Annotated in this window: 12 protein-coding genes, 1 tRNA gene and 2 rRNA genes (1 of these 15 cut by a window edge); 1 reads left to right on the top strand and 14 read right to left on the bottom strand. The window is 59.1% G+C overall.

From position 1 onward, the window contains the following. Positions 1-67: 67 nt before the first annotated feature. Positions 68-3,574 (top strand): hypothetical protein, encoded by a 3,507-nt coding sequence (locus tag ACTG2S_RS01800; RefSeq protein ID WP_429212195.1) that lies wholly within the window; start codon positions 68-70, stop codon positions 3,572-3,574. Between the two features lie 83 nt (positions 3,575-3,657). On the opposite strand, the gene hemB is transcribed toward ACTG2S_RS01800, so the two are convergent. The 14 genes from hemB to ACTG2S_RS01730 all read right to left on the bottom strand — a co-directional run. Then, on the bottom strand, positions 3,658-4,674 hold the full coding sequence (gene hemB, locus ACTG2S_RS01795; protein ID WP_005357271.1) for a porphobilinogen synthase: 1,017 nt from the start codon (positions 4,672-4,674) through the stop codon (positions 3,658-3,660). A gap of 3 nt (positions 4,675-4,677) precedes the next feature. Beyond that, a complete protein-coding gene (locus ACTG2S_RS01790; RefSeq protein WP_201988141.1) occupies positions 4,678-5,463 on the bottom strand; it encodes a TatD family hydrolase in 786 nt (261 codons plus the stop codon). A 188-nt stretch (positions 5,464-5,651) separates the two neighbouring features. Further along, positions 5,652-6,407 (bottom strand): twin-arginine translocase subunit TatC, encoded by a 756-nt coding sequence (gene tatC, locus ACTG2S_RS01785; protein ID WP_005339388.1) that lies wholly within the window; start codon positions 6,405-6,407, stop codon positions 5,652-5,654. Further along, positions 6,404-6,868: a Sec-independent protein translocase protein TatB gene (gene tatB, locus ACTG2S_RS01780; protein ID WP_005342398.1), complete on the bottom strand. Its 465-nt coding sequence runs from the start codon at positions 6,866-6,868 to the stop codon at positions 6,404-6,406. The genes tatC and tatB overlap by 4 nt, the downstream gene beginning before the upstream one ends. 3 nt (positions 6,869-6,871) lie before the next feature. Continuing rightward, on the bottom strand, positions 6,872-7,123 hold the full coding sequence (gene tatA / locus ACTG2S_RS01775) for a Sec-independent protein translocase subunit TatA (RefSeq protein WP_005339385.1): 252 nt from the start codon (positions 7,121-7,123) through the stop codon (positions 6,872-6,874). 42 nt (positions 7,124-7,165) lie between these two features. Then, positions 7,166-8,806 carry a ubiquinone biosynthesis regulatory protein kinase UbiB gene (gene ubiB, locus ACTG2S_RS01770; RefSeq protein WP_005339383.1) on the bottom strand — a complete coding sequence of 547 codons (1,641 nt, stop codon included), beginning with the start codon at positions 8,804-8,806 and terminating at the stop codon, positions 7,166-7,168. Further along, positions 8,806-9,414, bottom strand: a complete 609-nt coding sequence (locus ACTG2S_RS01765; RefSeq protein WP_069528557.1) for a ubiquinone biosynthesis accessory factor UbiJ — start codon at positions 9,412-9,414, stop codon at positions 8,806-8,808. Before ACTG2S_RS01765 ends, ubiB begins: the two co-directional genes overlap by 1 nt. 8 nt (positions 9,415-9,422) lie before the next feature. Further along, positions 9,423-10,175, bottom strand: coding sequence for a bifunctional demethylmenaquinone methyltransferase/2-methoxy-6-polyprenyl-1,4-benzoquinol methylase UbiE (ubiE, locus tag ACTG2S_RS01760; protein WP_005342396.1), 753 nt, complete (start codon positions 10,173-10,175; stop codon positions 9,423-9,425). Positions 10,176-10,240: 65 nt separating this feature from the next. Continuing rightward, entirely contained in the window at positions 10,241-10,618 is a 378-nt protein-coding gene (crcB, locus tag ACTG2S_RS01755) for a fluoride efflux transporter CrcB (RefSeq protein ID WP_005339378.1), read from the bottom strand. Between the two features lie 95 nt (positions 10,619-10,713). After that, on the bottom strand, positions 10,714-11,979 hold the full coding sequence (locus ACTG2S_RS01750; protein ID WP_439981912.1) for a cytosine deaminase: 1,266 nt from the start codon (positions 11,977-11,979) through the stop codon (positions 10,714-10,716). Further along, positions 11,973-13,217 (bottom strand): cytosine permease, encoded by a 1,245-nt coding sequence (codB, locus tag ACTG2S_RS01745; RefSeq protein WP_439981911.1) that lies wholly within the window; start codon positions 13,215-13,217, stop codon positions 11,973-11,975. The genes ACTG2S_RS01750 and codB overlap by 7 nt, the downstream gene beginning before the upstream one ends. 252 nt (positions 13,218-13,469) lie before the next feature. Then, positions 13,470-13,545, bottom strand: a tRNA-Thr gene (locus tag ACTG2S_RS01740). Positions 13,546-13,591: 46 nt separating this feature from the next. Beyond that, positions 13,592-13,706: ribosomal RNA gene (gene rrf / locus ACTG2S_RS01735) — 5S ribosomal RNA — on the bottom strand. 121 nt (positions 13,707-13,827) lie between these two features. Next, positions 13,828-15,100, bottom strand: a 23S ribosomal RNA gene (locus ACTG2S_RS01730) (it continues 1,617 nt past the right edge of the window).

The raw sequence follows: 15,100 nt of genomic DNA, 5'->3' as shown, positions 1-15,100 counted from the left end.
CCCTCTCTTTTACATGCTTGCCAAGCACCAAAAAACGTCCAACAACAACCAAGATAAGGAAATCACCATGCCAAGAACCACCAAGCTTGCCACCCTGCTCGGTTTGCTGCTGTCGGCCCATGTCGTGGCCGATGAGCGCGAACAAGCCTATTTCAAACAAACCTATCAGGAGCACTACGAACAGATGACGGCGCGCCTCGCCGCGCTGCACCAGAGTGCGGCTGACGAGCAGAACGTGATCATCAAGGATGGCAAGCGACACCTTGCCATCAACGGCCTGCTCTACCCGCTGACAGCGGATAACCACATCCTGTTCGATCTGCCCAAACCCCACTTTTTCGACGAAACAGCCATTCGTAACGTCTTTGATTTCTTCGATGAGGAGTGGGAGCTGACCTGGTACGACGGTGGGGTCGTAGCAGTCAACAAACGCTTTGGCAACTATGACTACGGCAACGGCTGTCTGCTGGAGTACTTCCCCCACGGCCAGATCCAGAATGGCGAACGCACCCAGGTGGTGATGGAGACCAGCTCCTGCAGCGTCAACTCGTTTGCCACCTCGCTGCAATATCTGGACAAAGGCGAGGAGCTGACGGCCGACCAGCTGGGGCTGGACGCCAGCCTGATTACGGCGGTCGAGCGCTATCAGGATCGGCTCTATGTCAGCCAGAACGGCAATCCGGGCCATGTGGCCATTATCGATATCCCGAACCGCCAGCAGATTGGCGAGATCCGCGGCACCGCAACCGGCAGTGCCACGGCCTACAACCAGGTCAGCGAACTGTTTGTCCGCAACAACCTGCTCTACGTGGTCTCGCGCTACTCGCACCGGGTCGATATCTTCGATCTGGCCGATGAACATCGCCATGTCACCACCCTGGGAACCGGTCGGGATTCCGGCAGCAACAGCCTGCACCGCGCCCAGGCCGTCTTTGCCAATCAGGATTACGTGCTGGTGGCAGATGCGCTGAGCGAGATCAAGGTCTACCGCCAGCAGGATGTGACGCCGGAGAACAGCCTCAAGACCCCCATCGCCGGTCGGCTCGCCTTTGAAGGAAAATACAGCCACCGTCTGGTGCAACTCCATCAGGTGGGTGACTATCTCCTGGCCCACACCGCCGGCAAAAACTACTACATCTATGACTTGCGCAAACTGGCTGATGCCATCGCCAGCAACACACCGCTGGCGCCTGAGCAGGTGATCGCCGACAGCAATCTGCAAAAAATCGACATGGATGGCGATCGGCTGGTGGTGAACTTCAAGGACCGCATCGAGTGGCATGATGCCGATACCCTGATCGCCAACGACTTTCAGTTCAAGAACCCGACCTTTACTGTCCGGGAGATCAACCAGCAGCCCGTGGCGGCGCTGAAAGATCTCCAGCTGGCGGGATCGGCGCTTGTCACCGCCAACGAGCGCGGCCTGGGTTTCAACCAGCTGCTGAGCAAGGAGATCAGCTTCACGGCCGACGAGCAGTTGCCGGCTCGCCCGCTGATCTTCGATCAGCTGATGCCGGCCGCAGTCAGCTACATACTGCGCAATGACGAACCCTACGAGGTGCTGATCGATCGCGCCCAGCGTTCGGTCAACATCAATTCGCTGGTCAAGACCGAGCTGCTTGATAACGACACGGTGCGCATCACCAACTATGCCGCCAGAGAGCTGCATGACATCAATATCGAGTCACGCCTGAACGGTATCAACAAGTGGCTGATCCTGGGCCAGCTCGATCGCCTGCCCGCCTATGCCCAAATCACACTGCCACTGAGCGCCTTTGGCGAGCAGGGACGCTTCAACAGCGCCAGCCGCGATGGTGTGTTTGATCTCAACAACCTGCTCGACAACAGCATCAATCTGCCCGCCCAGTTCGAGCACAGGTTCAGCTCCAACTCGGATCCGTTTGCCCAGAAGCTGGCACGCCTCAAGCCAAGCTGGAACGTGCGCTTCGCCACCAACACCAGCGGCTCCTGGCGCCCCATCAATGCCCTCTACGCCCGCGAATGGCTGATCATCGCCACCAACCTGGCCTACATGGTCTCGACCGAGGAGTTCAAACACGTCTGGTACAACTTCAAGGCGGTGAACGGCTACGAGATGTTCGGCAATGGCGGCAACAGCTATGTGCCGAACGGGATCTTTACGGCAGCCGATTATGACTACTACTACCACAGCCTGATGAAGCGCCCCTACCTCAACCTGGGGATCACCGCCATGGGGGGTGGGCTGGGGAGTGGTGGCATCACCGGGGTCGATACCTTTAACTTTGTCAGCCACTACTACGGCGGCTGGGGCATCATTGCCCACGAATTTGGCCACGGCTTCGATGGGAAGTCCTACAGCCATGAGAGCGCGTTTGCCCGTGGCAGCCACGGCTGGCATCCCTTGATGACGGGTATGGCCAACTACCATATCCGCAAGGGCGACCTGCCCTATCTGGACGATGATCTCAACGGTTTCCACAAGCCGGAAAACGACATCTATCGCTACAACTCGGTCAGCCAGGGGGCTCGCAAGCACCGCGCTGACAGCCACATGTACTATACCGACCACTACTTCATGCAATTCTCCACCATGCCGCAAGGCTGGGTAGCCAACGGCAGCGACTTCAGTGCCGGGCAGCTGGCGGCCCTGAACAATCAGGAGCGACTGCTGATGGGCTGGATCCCCAAGGAGTCGGAGAAAGGCAATCTCTGCCGGTTCACCTTCCAGGATGGCGAGCAGTACTACGGCTACGTCGAACAGCAGGCTGATGGTCTGCTCTGTGATGCCGGATCCCTGATCCGTTATCGTCAGCCCGATGGCCAGTTTGTGCCGCTGGTCTCGGCCATCAACCAGTTTGACTGGCTGTCACTCCACCACAAGGGCAAGCTGGATCAACCAGTGCTGCACCAGAATGGTCGCCAGCTCTGCTACAAGAATGTGGCGGGCTTTTACGGTATCGGCTTCGTCAATGACAACAAACAGTGCACCCAGTTGCCCAACGTCTATCAGACCAATGGCAAGCACTGGCTGACCAGCTCCGGCTGGACCGGTCTGACCTACCTGAGCGGAGACTTCATCCTGCCCACGACCGGTAGCAGCAGTGACTTCACCGTCACCGACCTGGCGTCTGAATATTCCATCGTTAACGGCGCGCTCGACTTCAGCCTGACGCTGACCACCGCCAACCCGGTGACCGTCACCGCGACCCTGTTGCAGGATGGCAATCCGGTCGCTACCGGCAGCGCTCTGATCGATGGTCAGGGTTCCCTGCAGCTGACGCAGTCAGGCCTAGCGGCCGGCAGTTACGAGCTGTTGCTGGCGGGCATGGCGGAGGGGAGCAAGCAGGGCTTCGAGCGCCGCTTCACCCTGACGTTGGTGGAACAGGCTCCAGGTGGTGACAGTGACGGTGGTAACGGCAGCTACCCGGCCTATGTTGCGGGCACCGCTTATCAGAGTGGTGAACGGGTCAGCAATGCCGGTGGCGACTACGAGTGCAAACCCTGGCCGTACAGCGGCTGGTGTGGCGGCTCGACCAGCCACTATGCCCCGGGTACCGGCAGCCACTGGAGCGATGCCTGGACCAAGCTGTAATCAGCCGCTCGTGACCAAAAGAGAGCCATAACGACAGAGGGGGAGCCATCGGCTCCCCCTCTCGTTTCTCTCTTCAACCCGGCTTAACGGGCATCTTCCTTCAGCCACTGCGCCACGCGCTTGGCGAAGTAGGTGAGGATGCCATCGGCCCCGGCCCGCTTGAAGCAGAGCAGGGACTCCATGATGGTCTCCTTCTCTTTCAGCCAGCCGTTCTGGATCGCTGCCATGTGCATGGCGTACTCGCCGCTCACCTGATAGGCGAAGGTCGGCACGCCGAACTGATCCTTCACCTGACGAACCACGTCCAGATAGGGCATACCTGGCTTGACCATCACGCTGTCGGCCCCTTCCTGAATATCCAGCGCCACTTCGTGCAGGGCTTCGTTACTGTTGGCCGGATCCATCTGATAGGTGGCCTTGTTGCTCTTGCCGAGGTTGCCGGCAGAGCCAACCGCATCGCGGAACGGGCCGTAGTAGCAGGAGGCGTACTTGGCGGAGTAGGCCATGATCTGGGTGTTGATGAAGCCGTTCTCTTCCAGCGCGGCGCGGATGGCACCGATGCGGCCATCCATCATGTCGGACGGCGCGACTATATCGACCCCGGCTTCGGCGTGGGAGAGCGCCTGCTTGATCAGGATCTCGGTGGTGATGTCGTTCAGCACATAGCCTTCGTCATCTATGATGCCGTCCTGACCGTGGGTGGTGAACGGATCGAGCGCCACGTCGGTGATGACCCCGAGCTCCGGGAAGCGGGCCTTGAGGGCACGCACGGTGCGCTGGGCCAGTCCGTTCGGGTTGTAGGCCTCTTCCGCCATCAGGCTCTTGCTCTCCAGCGGAGTGACCGGGAACAGGGCAATGGCAGGTACGCCCAGCTCCACCAGCTCGGCTGCTTCCTCCAGCAACAGATCGATGGAGAGACGCTCCACCCCCGGCATGGAGGGAACGGCTTCCCGACGGTTCTCCCCCTCCAGCACGAACACCGGATAGATGAGATCGTTGACGGTCAGTACGTTCTCGCGCACCAGACGACGGCTGAAATCATGTTTGCGCAGACGGCGCAGGCGGCGGCCCGGAAAGGCGCCCGGAAGAGTTGTAGCCATGAATCACTCCTGGAGAGGAAGTTGGAAGAACGCGGCGGAGGTGGCCCGGGTATGGGCCAGCAAGGCCTCGGGCGCTTCACCACGACAGGCCGCCACCACCTGGGCGATGTGCGGCAAAAAAGCGGGTTCGTTGCGTTTCGGGCGCGGTTTCAGATCTCGCGGCACCAGATAGGGGGCATCGGTCTCGATCATCAGCCGACCGGCCGGAATACGCGCTACCTGTTCGCGCAGCAGCTGACCACGGCGCTCGTCGCAGAGCCAGCCAGTCACCCCGATATGCAGCCCCAGCGCCAGACACTCGTCCAGCTCCTCATCGGAACCGGTGAAGCAGTGCAGCACGGCTCCCGGTAGTTTCGGCAACCAGGGACGGAGGATCTCGATAAAACGGGCGTGGGCATCGCGGCAGTGGAGAAACACCGGCATCCCGAGCTCGGCGGCCAGTGCCAGCTGGGCGTCGAATACCGCATCCTGCACCGGACGGGGGGAGAAGTCGCGGTTGTAGTCGAGGCCGCACTCGCCAATAGCGACCACCTGCGGCAAGGCTGCCAGCTCGCGCAAGGCGGGCAGGGTCGCCTCATCGACACTCTTGGCATCGTGAGGGTGTACCCCGGCGGTGGAGAAGCAGTAGCCCGGCCAGCGGGCGGCCAACTCGGCGCTCTCGCAGCTGCCAGCCAGATCGGTACCGGTGAGGATAAGCGCTTCCACCCCGGCGGCACGGGCACGGGCCACCAGCTCAGGCTGTTCACCGGCGAACTGGCTGCTGGTCAGGTTTAAACCGATATCGATCATGGAATGAGACGTTCCGAACAAAAGGAATACATATCAGGTATTTGAAAACCATCTACCGAATGGGGTCTTACCATACGCCTCGAACGGGAGCATGAAAAGAGGAAGGGAGCCTCAGCTCCCCTCGCTCTGCTATTCCTGCGGACGTCGTCATCCTCTCGCCGTCCGGCAAACAGGTGACGAACAGAGCCTCAGCTCTCCCCATCCGGTTGTTCCTGTTGTTCTTCATCCTCTTTCTTCACGTAGAAGCGGGCGAAGAACAGACCTATCTCCCACAGCGCCCACATCGGAATGGCGAGCAGGGTCTGGGAGAAGACATCAGGCGGTGTCAGCAGCATGCCGACCACAAACACCCCGACGACAACGTAAGGACGTTTCTCCTTCAGGTTTTGCGGTGTGGTCACGCCAGTCCAGCAGAGCAGTATGGTGGCCACCGGAATTTCGAACGCCACCCCGAACGCAAAGAACAGGGTCAGTACGAAGTCCAGATAGCTGGCGATGTCGGTCGCCACCGTCACCCCGGCAGGGGCGGTACTGGTGAAGAAACCGAACACCAGCGGGAACACCACGTAGTAGGCGAACGCCATCCCCGCATAGAACAACAGGGCACTGGAGACCACCAACGGCATGATCAGGCGCCGCTCATGCTGGTACAGACCGGGGGCGATAAAAGCCCAAGCCTGATAGAGCAGATAGGGGATCGCCACGAAGAAGGAGACCACCAGCGTCAGCTTGATCGGCGTCAGGAAGGGGGTCGCCACATCCGTCGCGATCATGCTGGTCCCTTCCGGCAACTGGCTGAGCAGCGGCTGGGCCACGAAGTCGTAGATGTTGTTGGAGAAGTAGATCAGAGCCAGAAACACCACGAGGATGGCGGTAATGGAGCGCAGCAAACGGGTTCTCAGCTCAACCAGATGGCTGATCAGGGGTTGTTCGGCCTGACTCATGGCTTCACCTCCCCTTTTACTGCGGAATCGCTGACCGGCACCGGCTCACTCTCCCGCTGGCTATTGACCGGTGGCACGTCGTGGCTCAGTTGCACCGCAGGCTCCACCGGCGTGGCAGGCTCAGCCTGGGCGACCGGCTCAGGGCGCGGCGGACGGATCTCGTTCTCCACCTGATAGGGGCGATTGACCGACTGGGCCGCCGCTTTGAGCTGTTCGATGGACTCCTGCAGCTCGGGGCTCAGGTTGCTCATCTGCAACTGTTCCGCCTTCTTCAGGTCGTTGTGCAGCTCTTGCAACTTGAGCTCCTGCTCCAGCTCGGACTTGACCGAGTTCGCGGTCGAACGAATGAGGCGGATCCAGTGGGTAGCCGTGCGGATGGCAACCGGCAGCCGCTCGGGCCCCAGTACCACCAGTGCTACCACACCGATAACGACCAGCTCCCAAAAACCGATATCGAACATGGCTTAGGCCTGGTCTTTGTCTTTCTGCTTGGCGGTCTCACTGCTCTGAGTGGCCGCTTCGTTCAGCTGTTTCGGGGGAAACTCGGCATCTTTCTGCTCGGCCTTGGCATCAGCCGGCTCGTCGGAGAGGGCTTTCTTGAACCCTTTGACCGCCGCGCCCAGATCACCGCCAATGCCGCGCAGTTTCTTGGTTCCGAACAGCAGCACGACGATGACTGCGATGATCAACAATTGCCAAATACTGATACCACCCATGATTTTCTCTCCAGAACAGGCGCCTGACGGCGCGGTTGTTGATTAATGGGAACGGGTTCGCAACCAGCCGACCAGCCAGCAGAGGGCTGCACCGGCGAGACTGGCTTGTCCCCACTCAATGTGTTGTTTTTGGGTTAGCAAGAATACACCCGCCAATAGCAGGCTGGCTCCAACCCCTAAGAGGTAGCGGGCCTGCCCCTGCCGACGGCTGTGACGGCGGAACTCGGCAAACATCTGGTCGAAATGGCGCTGCTGATGACGGGTCTGACGCAGAGTCTCATAGACCAGCTCCGGCAGCTCCGGCAGCTTCTCCGCCCAGAATGGCGCCTTCTCCTTGATAGCGTTCAATACCGACTTGGGCCCGACCTGTTCGTGCATCCAGTTTTCGAGGAACGGCTTGGCGGTCTGCCACAAATCGAGCTGCGGGTAGAGCTGACGCCCCAACCCTTCCACATAGAGCAGGGTCTTTTGCAGCAGCACCAGCTGCGGCTGCACCGTCATATGGAAGCGACGCGCGGTATTGAACAGGTTGAGCAGCACGTGACCGAACGAGATCTCGGAGAGCGGCTTCTCGAAGATGGGCTCCAGCACGGTGCGGATGGCGAACTCGAACTCGTCCACCTTGGTATCTGCCGGCACCCAGCCCGACTCCACGTGCAGCTCTGCCACCCGGCGATAGTCTCGGTTGAAGAAGGCGAGGAAGTTCTCCGCCAGATAGCGTTTGTCTTCCCGATTGAGGGTACCGACGATGCCGCAGTCGATGCCGATCCAGAGCGGGTTTTCCGGATGTTCGTAAGAGACGAAGATGTTGCCCGGGTGCATATCGGCATGGAAGAAGCTGTCGCGGAACACCTGGGTGAAGAAAACCTCTACCCCGCGCTCGGCCAGCAGCTTCATGTTGGTGCCGTTGGCTTCCAGCGCTGGAATGTCGGAGACCGGAATACCGTAGATGCGCTCCATCACCAGCACCTGCTCGCGGCAGAGATCAGTGATGATTTCAGGCACATAGAGCGCTTCGGAGCCGGTGAAGTTGCGCCGTAGCTGGATGGCGTTGGCCGCTTCGCGCATCAAATTCAGCTCGTCGAGGATGGTCTTGCGATACTCCTCCACCACCTCGATGGGGCGCAGTCGTGCACTCTGGGGCACGAAGCGGGCCACCAGACGGGCCAGCGCCTGCATCAACCGCAGGTCAGCCTCGATGACAGGCTCGATGTCGGGACGGATCACCTTGATGACGATCTCGCGACCACTCTCCTTCAAGCGGGCGGTATGCACCTGCGCGATGGAAGCCGACGCCAGCGGCGTCTCGTCGAAGTCGTCAAACAGGGTTTCGATGGGACAACCCAGGCTCAGCTCGATCTGCTGGCGCGCCGCCTGACCACAGAAGGGGGGCACCCTGTCCTGCAGCAGGGCCAGCTCCTCGGCGATATCCGGCGGCAACAGGTCGCGGCGGGTCGAGAGCATCTGGCCAAACTTAATGAAGATGGGGCCAAGGGCCTCGAAGGCGAGGCGGATGCGGGCACCGCGGCTGAGATCCGGTTGCTTGTTCTTGAGCCAGAACAGGGAGCGACGGGCCAGACGACCCGGCCAGGGTTGATAGCGGGCCGGCACCAGTTCGTCGATGCCCTGCTCCAGCAGGATGGTGATGATGCGATAGAGGCGTTTGAACTCCTTCGGGGTCATCAGGTCACCTGCTGTTCGAAGCGGGCCAGCCGCAGTTCGACGGCCTTGAGCTGCTGGGCCAGCACCTCGACGTCATCGTTGAAACTCGCCACCTCCAGCGGACCGGGGGCGAGGCGGGCCTCTTCGGTCAGATATTCCGCCAGCTGGCTGCGGGTGCGGCACAGCTCGCGACCGAGCAGGCGACGGGCCTGACGGGCACCGCTGAACAGGGTGTGGGCCAGCACGTCGCCGGTATAGCGCGACAGCTCCTCTTCCCAGTCGATATCCAGCTCACCCAATAGCACGCTGAATGCCTGTACCAGCTGGGGATCACCGCTCAGATCCAGCTTCTCCTCGCGGATATAGCGGGTCAGGGCGGACGGGTCTTTCAGCAGACCGAGGGCGGTCAGCGACAGGCTGAGCACCGCATCGGCCTCCCCTTCATGCTGGGCCAGCACATCCAGCCGACGCTCGGAGAAGACAAACCAGAGTGGCTTGAGTTCACGCAGCTCCAGCTTGAGCACCTTGCCCACCAGTTTGCGCAGCCGCTCCGGGCTCTGTTTGTCCAGCGCCAGCAACTGGTTGAGGCTGGTTTCGATCACCGCGGTGACCATGGCATCCATCGGCATAGGCAACCTTAAAACTTGTAACCGCGGTGCAGGGCGACCACACCCTGAGTCAGATTGAAGTACTCCACCTGCTCGAAACCGACATTTTCCATCATGCCGGCCAGGGTCTGTTGATCCGGGTGCATGCGGATGGACTCTGCCAGATATTTGTAGCTTTCACTGTCGTTCGCGACAATTTCGCCCATTTTCGGCAGCAGTTTGAAGGAGTAGAGGTCATAGAGCTTGGCGATCACTTCACTGACCGGCTTGGAGAACTCCAGCACCAGCAGACGGCCACCCGGCTTGAGCACCCGGAACATGGAGGCGAGCGCCTTGTCCTTGTCGGTGACGTTGCGCAGACCGAAGCCGATGGTGATGACGTCGAAGTGGTTATCGGGGAAAGGGAGCGCCTCGGCATTGGCCTGCACGTAGGAGACGTTGTTGGCGACCCCCAGATTGCGCAGCTTGTCGCGGCCCACTTTCAGCATGGAGTCGTTGATATCCGCCAGCACCACCTGACCGGTCTCGCCTACGATGCGGGAAAACTTGGCGGTCAAGTCACCGGTACCACCGGCCAGATCCAGCACCTTCTGACCCTTGCGCACACCGGAACAGTCGATGGTGAAGCGCTTCCACAGGCGGTGGATGCCGAACGACATCAGATCGTTCATCAGATCATACTTGGCTGCCACCGAATGGAAGACACCTGCTACCAGAGTTTCCTTCTCGGTCGCGGCCACGGTTTTAAAGCCAAAATGCGTTGTCGTTGCTTGTTCTGACATCCCTTAAACACCCATAGAGCAAAGAATGGCCGCCAGTTTACCAGAGCCACTGGCGTCCGGACACCTTAAACCCGGCTCGCAACCAACTGCATGCCCAGCACCACCATGGCCAGACAGAGGAAGAGATTGAGACCGATATTGAGCAGCGCTTTCAGATAGGCCCCATGTTGAGCCAGCACTACCGTATCGAGGGCAAAGGAAGAAAACGTGGTCAGGGCACCGAGGATCCCCACCATCAGCAGCGGCTTCATCGGGTGTTCTACCACATGACCGTGACTGATGAGGGCAAATGCCACCCCCATGATGAAAGAGCCCACCACGTTGACCACCAGAGTCCCGTAAGGAAAGTGGCGCCCCAGCAGCAAGGCCATCAGTTCGGCGATCCCAAAACGAAGGCAGGCGCCGATGGCGCCCCCTGCAGCAACATAGAACCAGGTTTGCATGGTGTCACTCCCTCAGGGTCAGACCGCCATTATGTCGCAATGGCGGCCCTTGTGCCCAGAGGCGGAACTAATCGACATCCAGCCTGATTGAAATCTCAGCGGCGAAAATCGATGGACTCGGGCTGACCCAGCACGATCTCGGTCTGGGCCGGGCGGGTCTGGGCAATCACCTTGCCGTGACGGATCGAGTAACGCACCGGCACCTGACGGCGCACCGCATCGAAGCCGTTCTCGGCGGGCAGGATCAACAGGTTGGCCGGTTTGCCCACCTCGATACCATAGCGATCCTGCACATTCAGGGTGCGGGCGCTGTGGCTGCTGATCAGCTTCAGACCGTCGTTGATCTGCTCGTAACCCATGATCTGGCAGACATGCAGCCCCATGTGCAGCACTTGCAACATGTTGGCGGTGCCCATGGGATACCAGGGATCGAACACGTCGTCGTGACCGAAGCAGACGTTGATGTTCGCCTCCAGCATCTCCTTCACCCGGGTAATGCCGCGGCGTTTGGGATAGGTATCGAACCGACCCTGCAGGTGAATGTTCACCAGCGGATTGGCCACAAAGTTGATGTCTGCCATCTTGAGCAACCGGAACAGGCGGGAAGCATAGGCGCCATTGTAGGAGTGCATTGCGGTAGTGTGACTGGCAGTGACACGGTGGCCGATACCCCGCTCGTAGGCCAGAGTTGCCAGCGTCTCGATGAAACGGGACTGCTCGTCATCGATTTCGTCACAGTGCACATCGACCAGAACCTGATACTTCTCGGCAAGATCGAAGATGTAGTGCAGACTTTCGACACCATATTCCCGGGTGAACTCGAAATGGGGAATAGCACCGACCACATCGGCCCCCAGCTTGAGCGCCTCCTCCAGCAGTGCCTTGCCGTTGGGGTAGGAGAGGATCCCCTCCTGCGGGAAAGCAACGATCTGCAGCTCGACCCACTCCTTCATCTCCTCCCGCACCTCCAGCATCGCCTTGAGCGCCACCAGATTGGGGTCGGAGACATCGACATGAGTACGGACGAACTGGATGCCGTTGGCGATCTGCCACTTCAGCGTCTGGATGGCACGCTGTTTCACATCCTCATGGGTCAGCAGCGCCTTGCGCTCGGCCCAGCGCTCGATCCCCTCGAACAGGGTGCCGGAGAGGTTCCAGCTCGGCTCGCCCGCTGTCTGGGTGGTATCGAGGTGAATGTGGGGTTCGATAAAGGGGGCGATCGCCAGACCGCCCTCCCCGTCCAGCACCCGACCGGCGACGGCATGCTCGTCATGGGGCTCGATGGCGGTGATGACCCCATCCTGACAGCGGATCTGCCACAACCCTTCCCGATCGGCCAAACGAATATGTTGAATCAGCATTTGTTAGCTTCCTGTACCAGAACCGGCCGCTGGGTGAGGCGAACCAGAATGAAATAGGTGAAGGCGGCGCCCAATACCGCGTTAAGTGGCACTATGCCCGGTAGCCACTTGCCGACAGCCACCCCGACTGCCGTAGCGACCAGCGCCTGCCAGCGGACCGTCTCGAACAGCTGATCGGCAAATTGACGGTAACGCTCACGATTGAGCAGGAAATCCATGATGATAATGCCACCGATCGGCGGAATTGCCGTACTCAAAAAGGCCAGCCAGCCGACAAAGTTGTTGTAAAGCCAGAGGGCACAGGCGGTACCGACTAGGCCGTTGATCACGCTGAGGGGCTTGCTCTTGAGGCCGGTAATGTTGGCAAAACCGAGGCCGGAGGCATAGAGCGCGTTGTCGTTGGTGGTCCAGATATTGAGGCCCAACACCAGGATGGCGGAGATCAACAGCCCCTGCATCAGCATCACTTCCGAGATATCGGCCTGCCCCGTTACCGCCGCACCAGCTGCACCGAACACGAACATTAGCGTGTTGCCCAAAAAAAACGCCACCATGGTAATCATGACGGCACCCCAGGGTTTGCGACCAAAGCGGACAAAGTCGGCGGTCAGGGTTCCTGCACTGATAAAGGAACCGACCACCATGGTCAACGCCGTGGTGAACTCGATGGGATTGCTTGGTTGTACCTGCTGCAGTGCAGCCATGCCACCGGTCGAGGTCACCGCCAGCCAGACCGAGTAGCCGCCAAGCAGTGCAATGGCCGGTACGGCCACAAAGCTCAGCACCATCAGGGCGGAGATGCCGAAGTAGACGGTCACCGTCATCAAAATGCCCGAAATGGCGATCAGCCAGTTCACATGTATGCCGGTCGCCTTCTGCACCGGCAGGGCAAACATCGCCACGCCAACGCCAAACCAGCCGACCTGAGTACCGCCGAGCAGCAGGGATGGCAGCCAGGAACCTTTCACCCCAAAGGAGTAACGAGCCAGCAGATGGGTAGAGAGACCGGTTGAGGCACCGATATAACCGAGACAGGCTGTGTAGATACCCAGCAGCAAGTTGCCGAGCAGTACCGCCTTGATGAAGTCATCGAACACCAGCCCGGTGCCCAGCGCACCACCGGTCCACATGCTGGCAGAGAAGAAGGTCAGGCCTAGCATCACCAGCATCAGCGACAGCACACCTTTGCGCCCTTTGGCGGGTACCGCCCCCAAACAGTATTCGTTATCCTGCGCCATGCTCTCTCTCCACGTAATAGGCAAAACGCGCCGGATTTTACATGTAAAACGTTTTACATCAATCAATCATGGTTAAATATCTGGATAAAACCCTCAATAGCAGTCACATGAGTAACACACCGGGACTCAAATCAGCAGATAAACTGTGTCGACTGCAGGCAGAGGGGGTTGCGGGAATAGGGAATGTAGGGGGATATAAGAAAACTGACAGATGAAAAAAAGCCTCCCTTTTCAGGGAGGCTTTCTATTTAATGGTGCTGATACCCAGAATCGAACTGGGGACCTCATCCTTACCAAGGATGCGCTCTACCGACTGAGCCATATCAGCACACTAACCGGTAAAGACCACGCTGGGCGTAATCTTGAAATTGGGTGCCTGGCAGTGTCCTACTCTCGCATGGCGAATGCCACACTACCATCGGCGCTACCGCGTTTCACTTCTGAGTTCGGCATGGGATCAGGTGGTTCCACGGCGCTATGGCCGCCAGGCAAATTCTTAATCCAGAAAGCTGACGTGAATAACGATGTTGCTCGTGGCTTGTCGTTATCACTGAATTTTGAGTAGTTCGTTCTATTTGCTACAAGCCTTAGAACACTTCTTGGGTGTTGTATGGTTAAGCCTCACGGGTAATTAGTACGGGTTAGCTCAATGCATCGCTGCACTTACACACCCCGCCTATCAACGTTGTGGTCTCCAACGGCCCTTTAGGACCCTCAAGGGGTCAGGGATGACTCATCTCAGGGCTCGCTTCCCGCTTAGATGCTTTCAGCGGTTATCGATTCCGAACTTAGCTACCGGGCAGTGCCACTGGCGTGACAACCCGAACACCAGAGGTTCGTTCACTCCGGTCCTCTCGTACTAGGAGCAACTCCCTTCAATCATCCAACGCCCACGGCAGATAGGGACCGAACTGTCTCACGACGTTCTGAACCCAGCTCGCGTACCACTTTAAATGGCGAACAGCCATACCCTTGGGACCGACTTCAGCCCCAGGATGTGATGAGCCGACATCGAGGTGCCAAACACCGCCGTCGATATGAACTCTTGGGCGGTATCAGCCTGTTATCCCCGGAGTACCTTTTATCCGTTGAGCGATGGCCCTTCCATTCAGAACCACCGGATCACTATGACCTACTTTCGTACCTGCTCGACCTGTCCGTCTCGCAGTTAAGCTGGCTTATGCCATTGCACTAACCTCCTGATGTCCGACCAGGATTAGCCAACCTTCGTGCTCCTCCGTTACTCTTTGGGAGGAGACCGCCCCAGTCAAACTACCCACCAGGCACTGTCCGCGAGCCCGATTCAGGGCCCTGCGTTAGAACATCAAACATACAAGGGTGGTATTTCAAGGACGGCTCCAGCGCAACTGGCGTCACGCCTTCAAAGCCTCCCACCTATCCTACACATGTAGGTTCAATGTTCAGTGCCAAGCTGTAGTAAAGGTTCACGGGGTCTTTCCGTCTAGCCGCGGGTACACCGCATCTTCACGGCGAATTCGATTTCACTGAGTCTCGGGTGGAGACAGCATGGCCATGGTTACACCATTCGTGCAGGTCGGAACTTACCCGACAAGGAATTTCGCTACCTTAGGACCGTTATAGTTACGGCCGCCGTTTACCGGGGCTTCGATCAAGAGCTTCGCTTGCGCTAACCCCATCAATTAACCTTCCGGCACCGGGCAGGTGTCACACCCTATACGTCCACTTTCGTGTTTGCAGAGTGCTGTGTTTTTGATAAACAGTCCCAGCCATCTGGTCACTGCGACTCCCAACTGCTCCATCCGCAAGGGACTTCACTGTCAAGAGCGAACCTTCTCCCGAAGTTACGGTTCTATTTTGCCTAGTTCCTTCACCCGAGTTCTCTCAAGCGCCTTGGTATTCTC

It is taken from the genome of Aeromonas sp. 82P (assembly GCF_051919365.1).
Classification (GTDB): domain Bacteria; phylum Pseudomonadota; class Gammaproteobacteria; order Enterobacterales; family Aeromonadaceae; genus Aeromonas; species Aeromonas veronii.
Note: the sequence above shows the minus strand (reverse complement) of the source record. Positions and strands in the feature narration are given on the sequence as shown.